Source organism: Ruegeria sp. HKCCSP351 (genome assembly GCF_017872535.1).
Classification (GTDB): Bacteria; Pseudomonadota; Alphaproteobacteria; order Rhodobacterales; family Rhodobacteraceae; genus Ruegeria.
In genome coordinates this window covers 684,768-700,474 of the sequence record NZ_JAEDOV010000001.1, presented here as the reverse complement: position 1 = coordinate 700,474, position 15,707 = coordinate 684,768, and the positions used below count along the sequence as shown (strand labels likewise).

Below are 15,707 nucleotides of genomic sequence, written 5' to 3'. Positions count from 1 at the left end.
ATTCAATCCTTTCAGGCAGAAGGGCCAGAAACATGAAGGTCATTATTTGCGGCGCGGGTCAGGTCGGCTGGCAGATTGCGCGGCACCTTTCGGGTGAATTGAACGACGTCACCGTTGTCGACAACAATCCCGACCTGGTTCGGCGGGCGACCGAAACGCTGGACGTGCAGGGGATCGCCGGGTTTGCAAGTTATCCCGATGTGCTTGAAAGGGCAGGCGCGCGCGATGCGGACATGATCATCGCTGCGACCCATTCGGACGAAGTGAACATGGTCACTTGCCAGATGGCGCATTCGGTCTTTTCGATCCAGCGCAAGATCGCGCGACTGCGGTCAAAATCCTATCTTGAGGCGATCCACTCGGACCTTTACCGGCGCGATCATCTGCCGATTGATGTGGTGATCAGCCCCGAACGCGAAGTGGCCGCAGCCGCGATGCGCCGCCTGTCGGCCCCGTCCGCCTTCGACACCGAGATTTTCATGGACGGCAAGGCGCAGCTTTTGGGTATTCGCGTGGATGAAGACTGCCCGATTGTGAACACACCCTTGCGGCAATTGACCGATTTGTTCTCGACGCTCAGTTCGATCGTAGTCGGGGTGCGTCGCGATGGCACGCTTTTTGCACCAGAATCCGAGGATCAGTTGTTTGTAGGCGATGAATGCTACGTCTTTACCAATGTAAAAGACGTGGATCGCACCATGGAAGTGTTTGGCAAGACCCAAAAGCGTCAGGATCGTGTGGTGATCGTGGGCGGGGGCAATGTCGGGCTTGAAGTGGCGCGAACTCTGGAAGAACAAAAGAGCCGCGTGCGCGCCAAGATTGTCGAGCGGGATCGGCGGTGTGCCGAGATCGCCGCCGAGGCGCTGGAACGAACGATTGTGCTGCACGGTGATGGTCTTGATGCCGGTTTGTTGAGCGAGGCCGGTATCGACAGGGCGGATGCAATGCTGGCGGTTACGGATGATGACCGCACGAACATGCTGGCCGCTGTACGCGCCAAGTCCGAGGGTTGTGCCCTGGCGATCGCTTTGATCAATGATCCCAGTATGGTGGCCCTGATGGGACCTTTGGGGATTGATGCGTATATCAATCCGCGCGCAACCACCGTCAGTTCGATCTTGCGCCACATCCGTCATGGCCGGGTGCGACAGGTCTACTCGATCGGAGATGCTGAGGCCGAAGTGATCGAGGCTGAGGTTCTGTCAACCTCTCCCATGGCGGGTCAAAGGCTGCGCGACATCGATTTTCCCGAGGGCGTATTGGTGGGGGCCGTGCGCAAAGGAGATGAGGTCATGCGACCGACGGGCAGCCTCAGGATCGATGAAAAGGATGTCGTCGCGATCTTTGCCATGGCCAACGACGTGCCAGAGGTCGAACGCCTGATGCAGGTTTCAATCGATTTCTTCTGATGGCGCGTGCGGGGATACAGCAGATCGGGCTATTGCGGCGGTTGCCGCTGTTTCTTCTGATCTGGGCTATTGCGTCACTGGCCATGTGGGTTCCGGCAGTTTACGCGCTGGCGCTGGATGATCACGACACATCCCGGTCGTTTCTGTATTCCGGCATAATCGGGTTGTTTCTGGTCGCCAGTATCGCATTGGCCTCGTCCAATCGCGTGCCACGGCGCGGGACTTTGGGGCAGTTGGCGGTGATGCTTGCATGTTTCACCATTCTTCCCGTCTTTCTAGCAATTCCATTTCACGATGCGCTGGGAACGACCACATTCCTGAACGCCTATTTTGACATGGTCAGTGCCCTGACAACCACGGGAGCGGATCTGTTTCCAGATCCAGATCGCCTGACGGCCCCGCTGCACCTGTGGCGCGCCTTGGTTGGTTGGATGGGCGGTTTGCTGATGTGGATTGCCGCCGCTGCGATCCTTGCCCCTTTGTCCTTGGGGGGGTTCGAGGTCACGGCCCGTGGTCAGCCGGGTCGCCCCGTGTCGGGTGTTGCGCAAAGCGAACGCGTTGATCCGCGCGGTCGATTGATCCGTGTGGCAAAGGGACTGACCCCGGTCTATGCCGGGCTGACGGCAGTGATCTGGATCCTTCTTCTGATTGCTGGCGAAAATGGTCTGACAGCCGTTTGCCACGCAATGTCGGTCATGGCGACGTCCGGAATTTCTCCGGTGGGTGGCATGGAAGGCGCGCAAGCGGGCTTCACGGGCGAGGCGATCCTGTTTCTGTTCCTGTTCTTTGCCCTTTCGCGCCTGACGTTTTCGACCGACACGGCATCGTCCGGTTATTCCCGCCTGGATACGGACCCGGAGTTTCGCATTGGCCTGATGATTGTTCTGGCCGTTGCAGCGCTACTGTTCTTTCGCGTTATTGCTGGTGTTACGGAAATCGGTGGGCAAATCGAGCCTTTACAGGCATTGCAGGTCATTTGGGGTATGCTGTTCACTGTTCTGGCCTTTTTGACAACCGCCGGGTTTGAGAGCGCAAACTGGGATGATGCGCAGCAATTGTCTGGTCTGGGAACGCCCGGATTGTTGCTGATGGGGCTGGCCCTGATCGGTGGCGGGGTTGCGACCACGGCTGGCGGCGTAAAATTACTGCGGGTCTTTGCCCTGTACCTGAACGGTGCGCGCGAGATCGACCGGTTGATCTATCCCTCGTCGGTCAGCGGGGTTGGGGGCGGCAACCGACGCATTCAAAGGGACGGCGCGTTTATCGCCTGGATTTTTCTGATGCTCTTCGCGCTGACATTGGCAGTGTTCAACGTTTTGCTGGCCGCAATGGGGGCAGGGTTTGAACAGGCCATGGTGCTCAGTGTCGCGACACTCAGCACAACAGGCCCACTGATTGAATTGGCCACTGATGTACCGATCCGGTTGATCGACCTGTCCGCAGGCGCCAAGCTGACGCTGTGCGCGGCGATGGTCATTGGTCGGCTCGAGACGCTTGCGATCATCGCCCTGATCACCCCTTCGCTGTGGCGGGATTGAACCGGTTGGATCCCGTCGTCTTTAGTGCTTAATTTTTCGTCTGGAATATCTTACCGCGGCACTCCATACTTACCGGGAGGGAGCGCGTTGGTCCGCAACGCGTAGCAAGAACAATGGCGAGATTATTAAAATATGGCTTCGGACAGACAGAATCTTCAGGATGCTTTCCTGAACAATGTACGGAAAGCTAAGGTTCCGGTTACAATTTTCCTGATCAATGGCGTGAAATTGCAGGGTGTGATCACCTGGTTCGACAATTTCTGTGTATTGTTGCGCCGCGACGGACAGTCGCAGCTGGTGTACAAACACGCAATATCAACCATCATGCCATCACAGCCGATCAACCTGTATGAGGGCGAAGACGCCTCTTGATGGAACATGACCGGACGCGCACCCGGGCCTGGGTGCTGCATCCCGAAATCAAATCAGATGAACAGCGCCGCGTTCCTGAACCAGCGCTGGCCGAGGCGGTTGCGCTGGCTGCTGCTTTGCCCGATCTGGATGTGATCGGGTCTGAAATCGTACGCCTGCAACGTGCCCAACCCGGCTATTTGTTTGGCAGTGGCAAGATTGAAGAACTGGGTGAGCGGCTTAGTGAAAACGAGGTTGAGCTGGTTCTGATCGATGGGCCAGTGACTCCGGTTCAGCAGCGCAATCTGGAAAAGGCATGGAAGGTCAAGATCCTCGACCGGACCGGGCTGATCCTTGAGATTTTCAGCGACCGTGCGCGTACCCGAGAAGGGGTGTTGCAGGTCGAAATGGCTGCGCTCAGCTATCAGAGGACACGGCTGGTGCGGGCCTGGACCCACCTTGAACGTCAGCGTGGCGGCTTGGGATTTGTCGGCGGACCCGGCGAGACCCAGATCGAAGCCGACCGTCGCGCCATTGACGAACAACTGGTGCGTCTGCGTCGCCAATTGCAGAAAGTGGTCAAGACCCGCACATTGCACCGTGCCGCGCGGGCCAAGGTGCCATACCCGATCGTTGCATTGGTTGGATATACCAATGCCGGGAAATCTACCCTGTTCAATCGGCTGACCGGGGCCGAAGTGTTGGCCAAGGACATGTTGTTTGCCACGCTGGATCCAACTATGCGCCGCGTGCAACTGCCCGATGGCCCGGAAGTGATCCTGTCGGATACGGTGGGTTTTATCTCGAACCTGCCGACCGAGCTTGTGGCGTCTTTTCGAGCCACGCTTGAAGAAGTGTTGGGCGCTGATCTGATTGTTCATGTGCGTGATATCAGCCATGAAGAAACCGAAGCACAGGCGCAGGATGTCGACGCAATCCTGACCTCGCTTGGTGTCGACGAAGAACGTCCCCGGCTTGAGGTTTGGAACAAGACTGACTTGCTGAGCGCCGAAGAAAAAAATGCCACATTGGCGAGGGCGGATCGCGATCCGGCCATATTTGCCATTTCGGCGGTTACCGGCGAAGGCGTGATCCCTTTGCTGACCGAGATTGCGGCAATCCTGCAAGGGGCCCGGCACGAGGTTGTTCTGAACCTGACCTTTGCGGAAGGTAACAAGCGGGCGTGGTTGTTCCGGCAGGATGTTGTACAATCCGAAAAGCAGACCGAAGACGGGTTTCGTATCACTGTCCTTTGGACGGATAAGCAGGCCGCCCAATTTGACACACTATAGAAACGGCGAAATGGCGGAACATGACTGATATATCGGATCAAAGAGTATTTCTGACCGGATTTATTGATGTTCCAGCGGACCGTCTGGACGATGTGCGCGCCGCTCTGCCCACGCATATCGCCCTCACAAAGGCGGAAGAGGGTTGCCTGTCGTTCGACGTTGTCGAGGACCAGATCACACCCGGACGGTTCACTGTATCAGAGGTTTTTGTGAATCAGCAGGCCTTTGATGTGCATCAGCAGCGGACGAAGGCATCCGAGTGGTTTCTGATTACACTGGGAATACCGCGGAGTTACAATATTGAAACCGCTGCCAAAAAGACGACCTAAGTCACGTGCCTTCAAGTTGTCGCTGTAAGTCATCGGTGTCGAACCAGCCGACTGATGACTGTACAAGATGATCGGGCGCAAGTTCCCATTCATCCCATCCGCGCGCGATAACATGGTTGCCAGTCTGAGCATGGTGCCCCTCACGTGTCCAGACAAACAGGGCGTGAGAGCCAGCCCATCGCATCATGTCGCACCGCACTTCCAGATCCGGAAAATCGGAATAGACATCTCGGGCCATCTCAGCAATTGCGGCACGCCCTTCGACAGGCTCACCCCGGTTGGTTGTGATCCGACCGTCCTGCGTGTAAAAACTGGCAACGGCATCGGCGTCACCTGAACTCCAGGCAATTGCGTAATCCCGGGCAAGGTTGTTCAGAGTATCCCGAATGCTGGCCATAGTTTCCCCCTAGTCCGAAACAGTTCGCCCGGTGATGGTAGGCGAAACTGCCGCATGGCGTCCACGGTCCGGGCAAAAAGGGGCGGGGAGTCGCCGAAACCCTGATGCTTAACGTGGGATCAGATTGGTCACTCCGACAGCAGCGGCGCGGGCAAGGTCAAGGTCCAGCGACATGGGAATATATTCGCCACGCCGCCACAGCTGCGCCTGATCATCGTAATAGCGCGACAGGAAATGGCCCGATTGGCCGGTAGCCGTGATAAAGACCGAACTGTTGGGATCAGCAAAGTCATACACACCGCGATAGCCCGCCCCGTGCACATTCTGAAACGGGTCGAGCCCTTCGCCCGACGTGCGCCCGCGCAGCAAGGTGTTGTCGCCGCCACTGGTCGATTGGCGAATGTTCACAAAATACCGAAGTATCGGCACGTTCCCCAGAACCGGATGGTCGTGGGTTGCCTGATGGGCATCACCCCAGCGCAGGGATTCCAGTGCGCTACCGTAACGTTCAGTGATCCAGATCAGGGCATCATCCAGCGCAAGTCGAGCCATTTCGGTACAGGTTTCAACCGGCGCGCTTTGTCGTACATCGCACCAGACACCGGCGCCATCAATGTCACGATAGACCCGCTCGATGAACAGGGGCTCGACATGTTTGAATTCGCTGGCCAGCGGCCCAAGTTCGTCCGAGATCAGGCGGATTTGAAGCGCCCGCACCCAGGCTGCGTAGATCAGCGGTTCGGGCAGGTGCTCGTTCATCTCGCCGTTCCAGTCGGCCAGCAGCGACAGCGCAATCTGGCGCTGGCGTTCGGGCGTCCCTTCGGGGGCCGAAGCACCGGTATACCACAGGTCAGCGCCGATCAGCGGCAGCAAAGAGCGCGCGGTGAAACTGACCGTATCCAGTTGCGCTTCGATGAAACTATCGCGGGTATGCACCTCACGCGATTGCATCAGACGTTCCCAGCGATGCACGCGCTGAGTGTCGCCCCATTCGTAGGACACATGATCCGGGAACGGGCGGTCGATGATCTTGTTGTTGGTGTTACCCAGAACGCCGCCGACGGGGGCCACGAATTCCGGGTTGTCGGCATAGGGCAGGCGGCCTTGCCAGCGATTGGCCTCGATCCAGCCGGGTGTCGGAATGCGTCCGCGGCTTTGGTTTTGCAGATCACGCCGGGGCATAGCGCCGATCAGTTTCATCCCTATTGTCGTTTTGTCGACCAGTGACAAGTTCTGCGAGGGCGCAATGAATTGCCGGGCCACGGTTACGGCGTCCTGCACGTTGTCCGCGTTCATCAGGGCCATGGACGCCGTCATCGAAGTGTCTTGCGGGCTGAGCGCCGTCCAGGACAAAGACGCCACATGGCCGGGCGGTGTGATGGTTTCTAGCTTGTAATCCGTACCGGGCAACACTGGCCCGTTCTCAGTCCAGCGCAGCGTCAGTGTAACCGGAGCTTCCCCTTTGATTTCAATGATCGAAGGACGGGTCTGGAATTCCTTATAGCCATCCGGGGTCAGGTACTCTTCGGGGTTTTCCGGGTTCAGCTGTTCAATATGAATGTCCTGGTCGTCAAGATAAGACGACGTCACCCCCCAACCCAAACGGTCACTGCGTCCGGTCATGATTGCGGGAATACCAGGGATCGAAGCCCCAATGACGCTTCCCTTTGCCAGACCAAGATGCGCCAGATACCACACGCCGGGTGCAGTGAAGCCCAGATGTGGGTCGTTGGCCAGCAACGTCCCACCGCTTGCCGAGCGCGAAGGCGCAGCGGTCCAGGCATTTGATGCGCCCGCCAGCCCGCGTTTGGGAAGGGGTGACAGAGGCGTTTCGGGAAAACTCGTACCAGCGGCATAGCGCGGAAGGTTGGGAAACAGCGAAGCGTATTCAGGCAGCGCAGCAATGCCGGGGCCGGGAACATCGGGCAGAATGTCTGCCAGTCTGTCAGGATTGCTCAGCATCAAAGACGTACGCGCCCGGAGCACCTCGTCTGTCAGGTGACCGGACAGTTGCAGTGCCATAAGTTTGATCACGGCAATACTGTCGCCCGGTTGCCAGGGTGAGACGGGGGCATTGAACAGGAACATTTCAGGCGCGCCGCGCCCCAATGCCTCGTCGTTGATCTCGGTCAGGCGTGCGTTGACCCCGGCCGCATAAGCACGAAGGGCGGCCTTGGTATAGTCGTCCTGTACCTCAACCGAGCGATGGGCAAGGCCGTACAGATCCAACCGGCGCAGCAGCTTGTCAACGCGCAGGGTGCGCGGTCCAAAGATCTCGGACAAGCGACCCTGTGCAGTGCGGCGCATGACCGTCATCTGCCACAACCGATCCTGCGCGTGGGCATATCCAAGACCGAAAAACACATCCGGGTCATCTTGGGCGAGAATGTGCGGCACATTGGCGGTGTCGCGCACGATCTCAACCGGAGCGGTCAACCCGTTGACTTCGAGCGTCTGGTCATAATCCGGCAGGGATTGGCTGGCCAGAAAATAGACAAGGCCCATTGCAGCGAGGATCAGCATGATCAGACCCGACACGATGCGCACCAGCCAGCGGAAAACAAGACCCATTACTGCCCCAAATTCTAGTACATGAAGGTTGCGCGGAGATTAGTGGATGGCGGGTCCAACCGAAAGAGGAACGCGGCAAGAACCTGTGCGGAAAGGATGAAAACAAACACCCCACCGCAGCATTCCGCCGTGATGGGGTTCGTCGGAAGAAGTGGGATGCCCGAATTATGGAATAATGCGGGTATATTTCGTGCCTTCCACGGTCGCACCGATCTGAAGCCCAGCCTGTCCGAAAATGGCAGCCAGAACGGGCGAGCGCAGTGTCGTTGTGTCTGTCGACAGGGAATCGCCCTGATCGCTGACCACATAGCCAATATCCGCTCCGGCTGTCCAACCACTGGAACGACGGAAGTCGTTTAGGGCGTCTTCGGTCATGAAAAACAGAACATGCGCATATTGCTGCGCACCGATCTGTAGCCCGGCCGTGCCCTTGACGGCCGAGTAAAAGTCAACTGTTGCACCGTTGATGCGCAGCGCGCCGCGACCGTAACCGCCACCGAACACGAAACCGGCTTCGGTAATCAGCGGCATGACCAGCATGCCGTTGGCCTTGTTCGCAATCTCAACCGTATTGGGATAGCGGCTGTACATCTCGGTCAGGGTGGCATCGACACGGGCGTCGATTGTTGCTGCGTTGGAATTGCCGACACCGTTGCCGCAGGCGGCGGTCAAGCTCAGACCTGCCATGCCCAAGGCAAAGCCGCGACGATTCAGTCGGGGGGAGTTGGAGCTGCTCATGGTTTTATATCTCTGTAACTGTGCCTGATATGCCGGGTGATCCCGGTCTTGGCGGCAAGGATACGCCGATCAGGGCGATGTGTCACGGGAAAGCTGCCCGTTCAGGCAATCTTATCGGCGAAATATCGCGAAACTTGCGGGCTTTATCCCTGCAGAATGCGTGCAACCTGAGGAGAGAAATAGGTCAGAATTCCGTCGCATCCGGCGCGTTTGAAGGCCAGAAGGCTTTCCAGCATCACCTTCTCGCCATCGATCCAACCGTTTTGGGCTGCGGCCTGAATCATCGCGTATTCGCCCGATACCTGATAGGCATATGTCGGCGCACCGAAACTGTCTTTCACGCGGCGGCAGATATCCAGATAAGGCATGCCCGGCTTGATCATCACCATATCCGCGCCTTCAGTCAGGTCGCGTTCGATCAGGCGCAAGGCCTCGTCCGAGTTTGCGGGGTCCATCTGGTAGGTCTTCTTGTCGCCCGTCAGGGCCCCCGATGCACCGACCGCATCGCGGAAGGGGCCATAAAACGCACTGGCGTATTTTGCGGCATAGCTGAGGATCGTCACGTTGTGATGGCCTGCACCTTCCAGCGCGCGACGCATTTCCCCGATCCGGCCGTCCATCATGTCAGACGGGCCGATGATATCCGCACCGGCGTCGGCCTGCGCCAGCGTCATCTTTACCAGAGCCTCGACGGTCTGGTCGTTCACGATTTCTCCGTCAACGACATATCCGTCGTGGCCGTTGATGTTATACGGGTCAAGTGCCACATCCGTCATTACGGCAATGTCCGGAGCCGCCGCCTTGATTGCCCGAATGGCCCGGTTTGACAGGTTGTCGGGGTTCCATGCCTCGGCGCAGTCTTCGGTTTTCAGCGCAGGGTCGGTATAGGGAAAGAGGCAAATCGCAGGAATCCCAAGGGCCTGGGCCTCGACTGCCGCTTTGGCAATCAGGTCAACCGATCTGCGAACCACACCAGGCATCGAAGGCACGGGCTCTTCAATACCTTCGCCATCGCGCACGAAAACCGGCCAGATCAGGTCATCCGTTGTCAGTGTGTTCTCACGCACCAGCGCACGAATTGCCTGTGATTGACGGGCGCGGCGAAAGCGGGTCATGGGAAATGGGGCAATGGTCGGTTTCATGGCGCGTTCTCCTTGAACATTCGTGCATTGGGTGGCATGAATTCACAAAGGTCTCAAGGGTATCAATGGACGCGCGCCTAGATGGAACCCCCCTGAGTAGTGCGAATAAAGGGTTGGGTTTGGACTGGTACTCTTCGATCTTTGAACTCATCGACATGCGCAGCTTTTCGAATCTGTGGTTCTGGATCGTACTGGCGGTACTCTGGTCGTCGGCCAGCCACTGGGTGATGGGCATCCCATACGATCTGGTTGTCCGCGCCCGCCGGATCGGAGGTCAGGTCGAAACCGATCTGCTCGACATCGTTCGCATCCATACAAACCGGATTCTGCTGATTGTCGACATGTCTGGAACCATCCTTCTGGCGTTTGGATGTTTTCTGTTTACCGGGATGGCTACGCTTGGGTTCTATTATGATGTTGAGTTCGCGCAGGCCCTTTTTTTGCTTTTGTTCCCAATGACCTTGGTGCTTTTGGTGAACATTGCACACGCAAGGCGCCTCAGGCGGCAGGACTTGACGCTCGAAACTGTCTCTAAAACAATTTCCCGCTGCCGACTGTATACCCAGATCATCGGTATGATCTCGATACTGGTCACTTCGTTCTGGGGCATGTATCAGAACCTTTCGATTGGCGTTCTGGGATAGAAGATTCTGAAAGGCGAGGCGATGAAGGCTCCGAACCACGTGACAGTTGGCGGTGCCCCCGAAGGGTTTGACGCGCAGCTGGTGCTGAACGAGATTGCCCGCAGCAAGGGGCCGGTGGCCCATGTCGCACGCGATGACAAGCGGATGGAAGCGATGCGCGCCGCACTGGCGTTCTTTGCGCCTCAGATGCCTGTCTTTGTGTTTCCGGGCTGGGATTGCCTTCCTTATGACCGGGTCTCGCCAAATGCGGATATCTCGGCGGCGCGCGTCGCTACTCTGGTGGCGCTGGTCCACCAGATGCCCCAACAGTATGTATTGCTGACCACGCTGAACGCCGCGACCCAACGCGTCCCGGCACGAGAGGTATTGCGAGAGGCGGCGTTTACAGCCCGAGTTGGCCATCGCATAGATGAAACCGCGCTGCGAAACTTTCTGGTGCGCATGGGGTTCACCCAGAGTCCAACGGTAATGGAACCCGGCGATTACGCCATCCGTGGAGGCATCATCGACATCTTCCCTCCGGGAGAGACGGGCCCGGTTCGGCTGGACCTGTTCGGTGACGTCCTGGACGGCGCGCGCCGCTTTGATCCGGCGTCTCAGCGAACAACCGAAAAGCTGGACATCGTTGAACTTGCACCAGTGTCTGAAGTCATCTTGGACGAGGCCGCGATAACCCGGTTCCGCCAGAACTATCGCATTGAATTTGGTGCCGCCGGTACAGATGACCCATTGTATGAGGCCGTAAGCGCGGGCCGCAAACATCAGGGGATCGAACACTGGCTGCCGTTCTTCCACGAAAAACTTGAGACGCTATTCGACTATTTGCCGGATGCGGTGATCACTGTCGATGATCAGGTGACGCCTGCGCGGCTGGCGCGTTGGGATACAATTGCCGATCAGTACGAAACCCGGCGGCTGGCGCTGGAAAACCGATCCCGCATGGACACGGTCTATAAACCCACACCTCCGGGGTTGCTGTATATTGACGATACCGCCTGGGAGGCAGCTGTCGCGGATCGCCGGGTATTGCAGTTCAGCCCGCTGCCGCAAGCCTCTGGCCCCGGTGTCATCGACGCAGGCGGGCGTATTGGGCGCAATTTTGCGCCGGAACGCCAGCAGGAAAGCATCAGCTTGTTCGGTGCTTTGGCCAGTCACATAACTGCAAAGCTCGACAAAGGCCCGGTGCTGATTGCCTCATATTCTGACGGTGCGCGGGAACGCCTGACCGGCCTGATCGAAGACGAAGGGTTGGCCGAGGCGATACATGTGGCCAACGGCACCCGTATTGGTAAACGCGGCTTGCACCTTGCCGTCTGGGCGTTGGAGAACGGGTTTGAAACTCCTGATCTAACAGTGATCGCTGAACAGGATGTGCTGGGCGACCGGCTGATCCGTCAGCCCAAAAAGCGCCGCAAGGCCGAAAACTTTCTGACCGAAACCCAATCGCTCAGCCCTAGTGATCTGGTTGTTCACGTGGATCACGGCATAGGTCGTTACATGGGAATGGAGGTCGTCACCGCAGCCGGTGCCGCCCATGAATGCCTGTTGCTGGAATATGCCGAACAGGCGAAGCTGTACCTGCCGGTCGAAAACATAGAATTGCTGTCGAAATACGGCCATGACGAAGGTCTGCTGGACCGTTTGGGCGGTGGCGCATGGCAGGCAAAGAAGGCCAAGCTGAAAGAGCGCATCCGCGAGATGGCCGATAAGCTGATCCGCATCGCCGCTGAACGCGCGCTGCGCAAAGCCCCGGTCATGGATCCGCCGCCCCACGCGTGGGAAGAATTCAGCGCGCGGTTCCCATATCAGGAAACCGAAGACCAGTTGCGAGCGATCTCGGATGTGATGGAAGATATCCATTCCGGCGCACCAATGGATCGTCTGATCTGCGGTGACGTCGGCTTTGGCAAGACCGAGGTTGCCATGCGCGCCGCATTTGTCGCCGCCATGTCGGGCGTTCAGGTTGCGGTTGTAGCGCCCACCACCCTGCTGTCCCGCCAGCATGCCGCGAGTTTCAGGGAGCGCTTTCGGGGATTCCCGCTGGAGGTGCGGCAATTGTCGCGCTTTGTTTCGTCGAAAGAAGCCCAGAAAACCCGTGACGGGCTGGCCCGCGGGACAGTGGACATCGTGATCGGAACGCACGCGCTTTTGGCCAAGAACATACGGTTCAACAATCTGGGGCTTTTGATCATCGACGAGGAACAGCATTTTGGCGTGGGCCATAAGGAACGGCTGAAACAGCTGCGCTCAGACATTCACGTGCTGACCCTGACCGCGACACCGATCCCGCGCACGCTGCAACTGTCGTTGACCGGCGTGCGCGACCTGTCGATTATCGGAACACCTCCAATCGACAGACTGGCGATCCGCACCTATGTCAGCGAGTTCGATGCCGTTACAATCCGAGAAGCGCTACTGCGTGAACACTATCGTGGGGGGCAGAGTTTCTATGTTGTACCGCGCATTTCGGACCTGCCTGAGATCGAAGAATTTCTGAAAGATCAACTGCCTGAGCTCACTTACGTGGTCGCCCATGGCCAGATGGCAGCGGGTGAGCTCGATGATCGAATGAACGCGTTTTATGACGGGAAATTCGACGTGCTGCTGGCCACGACAATCGTCGAAAGCGGGCTGGATATTCCGACGGCGAATACGATGGTCGTGCACCGCGCGGACATGTTTGGCCTTGCGCAGCTCTATCAAATCCGGGGCAGGGTGGGGCGCTCGAAAACCCGTGCCTATGCTTACCTGACCACCAAACCGCGTCAGAAATTGACCGCTGCCGCCGAGAAACGCCTGCGTGTTCTGGGCTCGCTGGATACGTTGGGGGCCGGGTTCACTCTGGCCTCGCAGGATCTGGACATACGTGGTGCGGGCAACCTGTTGGGTGAAGAACAATCCGGCCAGATGCGAGATGTCGGCTATGAGCTTTACCAATCTATGCTGGAAGAGGCGATTGCCAAAATCAAAGCCGGTGAAATGGAGGGGCTGTCGGATGCGGACGATCAATGGGCCCCGCAGATCAATCTGGGTGTGCCGGTTTTGATCCCCGAGAACTATGTGCCAGATCTGGATGTGCGCTTGGGGCTCTATCGCCGCCTGTCATCGCTGTCGACAAAAGTCGAACTGGAAGGCTTTGCTGCGGAATTGATCGACCGTTTTGGCAAATTGCCGAAAGAGGTGAATACCTTGATGCTGGTTGTGCGGATCAAGGCCATGTGTAAACGCGCCGGGATCGCAAAGCTTGACGGCGGGCCGAAAGGCGCGACCATCCAGTTTCACAATGACAAATTCGCCTCGCCGCAGGGACTGGTTGCGTTCATTCAGAATCAACGCGGTATGGCCAAGGTCAAAGACAACAAAATCGTCGTGCGCCGGGACTGGAAAAAGGACAGCGACAAGATCAAAGGGGCTTTTGCAATTGCCCGGGATCTCGCTGAAAAAGTGGTCGCGGCGCAAAAAAAGGTCAAAGCAGGTTGAGATGTGAGAGGGGGCTCTGCCCCCGCTGCGTGTTCCGCGCATCTCCCCCGGGATACTTACGGCCAGATGAAGAAGCGGATCCCTGCTTCATCTGGCTAAAAATATCCCCGCCGGAGGCATCGTGCGTCAGCACGATTCCCGCCTAAACACGCATTGCAGCCTGCGCACAGAAACAGGACGCTACAACCGCCCGATCAGCGCGGGCCAGAGTCAGATCCAGACGTTGTTTGACCTGTAGGATTTCAACATCTTCCCCGCGGGCTTTGAGACAATCGTACAGCCCCTTCAGGCTCCACACGTTGTCGGGATGGATCGAAGCGCGGCTGAGCGAGCCGCCAAGGCCTAGATCTTCGCGATAGACGGCCTCCGCTTCTGCCGCATGACCTTGTTCGAACAGCAACGCGCCAAGCGCGTGGCGGGTGGGCTGCATCCATCCCCAGGGTTCGTCATAGGGCAAGGTATCGTCCAGCTCGACCGAGCGGCGCAGATGGGCAAACGCGATTTCAAACTTGCCCTTGCGGTACTCGATCTCACCACGCAGCATTTCCCGCGCAATTTCCAGCAGGTCAATCACACGGTTGTTGTGCAGCCTACGTGTTTCCGGAACGCATTCTTTGGCGGCAAGAAACAGATTTTCTTCGGCCTCGGCATTGGCGATATCACCGGTTGCTGCATGAGCGATGGCGCGCGCGTAGTGCGTTGTGGCCGTCAGGGTGCGGAACAGGTCTGGGTCTGAGGGCAGTTCCAGCGCCTTGGCCTCGTCCCAGCGGCCAAACCGGATCAGGATATGAGGGCCCATGGACATGTAGCTTTCGAAGTAATCGGCCATCGGGGGGCTTTCGATGCGCAGCAATACTTCCGGCGTTGTGTCCCACAATGCCTGATTGGCACGTAGGGCCGGTTCCATCTGTCCAAGAAAAAGCGCACCGTATATGGCAAAGTGATAATTGTGCTGTCGATAGCCTGTGTAGATGTTGAACGCGCCTTCGCGCTCGTAATATTTCAGGTCGGCTTCCGAGGCTTTTTCGTTCCAGTGCACAACGTTGTGGTAATGTCCGCAGAGCACATCGATATGTGTCGGCATATGTACCAAGTGGCCTGCATCCGGAACCAATGTGCGCAGGATATCCCCTGCTTTCAGGGCTTTTTCTGGTGTTGGAGACATCTCCATCAAATGAACATAGAGGTGCAGCAGGCCCGGGTGAGACATCGCAGACGGATCGTTTGCCATGGCCCATTCAAGCGCATCCTGCGCTTCCTTCGTTGCCGCGCCCTGGGCGGGTTGGCCCGTTTTCAAATCCCACATCTGCCATGGTGTCAGGTTCAGCAGCGCTTCGACATAGATGGTACGCAAGTCGAGGTGGTCCGGGTGTGCCGCAAATGCCGCGCGCATCGCGTCGGCAAAATCGTGGTCCCATTGGTGCATGTCCTCCACCGGATCACGTTGCGGGTAACGCGCAGGCAGGGCCTGAATCAGGGCCTGTTCGACGGCAGTGCACCCTGTGAGCAGACCAAGGGCTTTCTGCATCGCGTCGTAAGACCGTGCCAACGCTTCTTCCCGACCTCTCTCATCCAGCAGGTCCCACGGGAGGTTGTAGTTTGGTCCGGCGGCATACGCGACACCCCAATAGGCCATTGCGCAATTCGGATCATGCTCGGCCGCGCGTTGAAAACAGACCACCGCCTCTTCGTGATTGTAGCCGTATGTCCAGTTCAGGCCACGGTCAAACCACAGCTGAGCTTCCGGGCTGGAAGTGGAAACCGGGCAGGAATAGTTGCCCAGATCGTAGTAATCGCACATCGCAGTTCCTCCCCT

General features: G+C 57.9%; 12 protein-coding genes. 7 read left to right on the top strand and 5 right to left on the bottom strand.

The genetic code is table 11. The features are described 5' to 3' along the window. The first annotated feature begins 32 nt into the window (after positions 1-32). The 5 genes from trkA (at position 33) to I9182_RS03410 (ending at position 4,919) form a co-directional block, all read left to right on the top strand. Complete coding sequence (gene trkA / locus I9182_RS03430; protein ID WP_209596503.1) at positions 33-1,409, top strand: Trk system potassium transporter TrkA; 1,377 nt, start codon at positions 33-35, stop codon at positions 1,407-1,409. After that, on the top strand, positions 1,409-2,947 hold the full coding sequence (locus I9182_RS03425; protein WP_209596501.1) for a TrkH family potassium uptake protein: 1,539 nt from the start codon (positions 1,409-1,411) through the stop codon (positions 2,945-2,947). Before trkA ends, I9182_RS03425 begins: the two co-directional genes overlap by 1 nt. Before the next feature lie 132 nt (positions 2,948-3,079). Next, positions 3,080-3,319, top strand: a complete 240-nt coding sequence (gene hfq, locus I9182_RS03420) for an RNA chaperone Hfq (protein ID WP_005982826.1) — start codon at positions 3,080-3,082, stop codon at positions 3,317-3,319. Continuing rightward, entirely contained in the window at positions 3,319-4,590 is a 1,272-nt protein-coding gene (gene hflX, locus I9182_RS03415; RefSeq protein ID WP_209596499.1) for a GTPase HflX, read from the top strand. Before hfq ends, hflX begins: the two co-directional genes overlap by 1 nt. A gap of 20 nt (positions 4,591-4,610) precedes the next feature. Then, complete coding sequence (locus tag I9182_RS03410; RefSeq protein ID WP_209596488.1) at positions 4,611-4,919, top strand: putative quinol monooxygenase; 309 nt, start codon at positions 4,611-4,613, stop codon at positions 4,917-4,919. A 1-nt stretch (position 4,920) separates the two neighbouring features. On the opposite strand, the gene I9182_RS03405 is transcribed toward I9182_RS03410, so the two are convergent. The 4 genes from I9182_RS03405 to hemB all read right to left on the bottom strand — a co-directional run bounded on the left by I9182_RS03405 (position 4,921) and on the right by hemB (position 9,767). After that, positions 4,921-5,316, bottom strand: a complete 396-nt coding sequence (locus tag I9182_RS03405) for a nuclear transport factor 2 family protein (protein WP_209596485.1) — start codon at positions 5,314-5,316, stop codon at positions 4,921-4,923. Between the two features lie 108 nt (positions 5,317-5,424). Further along, on the bottom strand, positions 5,425-7,887 hold the full coding sequence (locus I9182_RS03400) for a penicillin acylase family protein (RefSeq protein ID WP_209596483.1): 2,463 nt from the start codon (positions 7,885-7,887) through the stop codon (positions 5,425-5,427). 165 nt (positions 7,888-8,052) lie between these two features. Then, positions 8,053-8,625, bottom strand: a complete 573-nt coding sequence (locus I9182_RS03395; RefSeq protein ID WP_209596481.1) for a YSC84-related protein — start codon at positions 8,623-8,625, stop codon at positions 8,053-8,055. Between the two features lie 143 nt (positions 8,626-8,768). Further along, complete coding sequence (hemB, locus tag I9182_RS03390) at positions 8,769-9,767, bottom strand: porphobilinogen synthase (RefSeq protein WP_209596478.1); 999 nt, start codon at positions 9,765-9,767, stop codon at positions 8,769-8,771. Positions 9,768-9,886: 119 nt separating this feature from the next. Here hemB and I9182_RS03385 point away from each other — a divergent pair, with 119 nt between their 5' ends. Next, the gene (locus tag I9182_RS03385; protein WP_209596720.1) at positions 9,887-10,411 is read left to right on the top strand and encodes a component of SufBCD complex; all 525 of its coding nucleotides are present in this window, start codon (positions 9,887-9,889) and stop codon (positions 10,409-10,411) included. Between the two features lie 21 nt (positions 10,412-10,432). Continuing rightward, positions 10,433-13,891, top strand: coding sequence for a transcription-repair coupling factor (mfd, locus tag I9182_RS03380; protein ID WP_209596477.1), 3,459 nt, complete (start codon positions 10,433-10,435; stop codon positions 13,889-13,891). A gap of 142 nt (positions 13,892-14,033) precedes the next feature. On the opposite strand, the gene I9182_RS03375 is transcribed toward mfd, so the two are convergent. Then, on the bottom strand, positions 14,034-15,692 hold the full coding sequence (locus I9182_RS03375) for a hypothetical protein (RefSeq protein ID WP_209596475.1): 1,659 nt from the start codon (positions 15,690-15,692) through the stop codon (positions 14,034-14,036). Positions 15,693-15,707 lie beyond the last annotated feature (15 nt).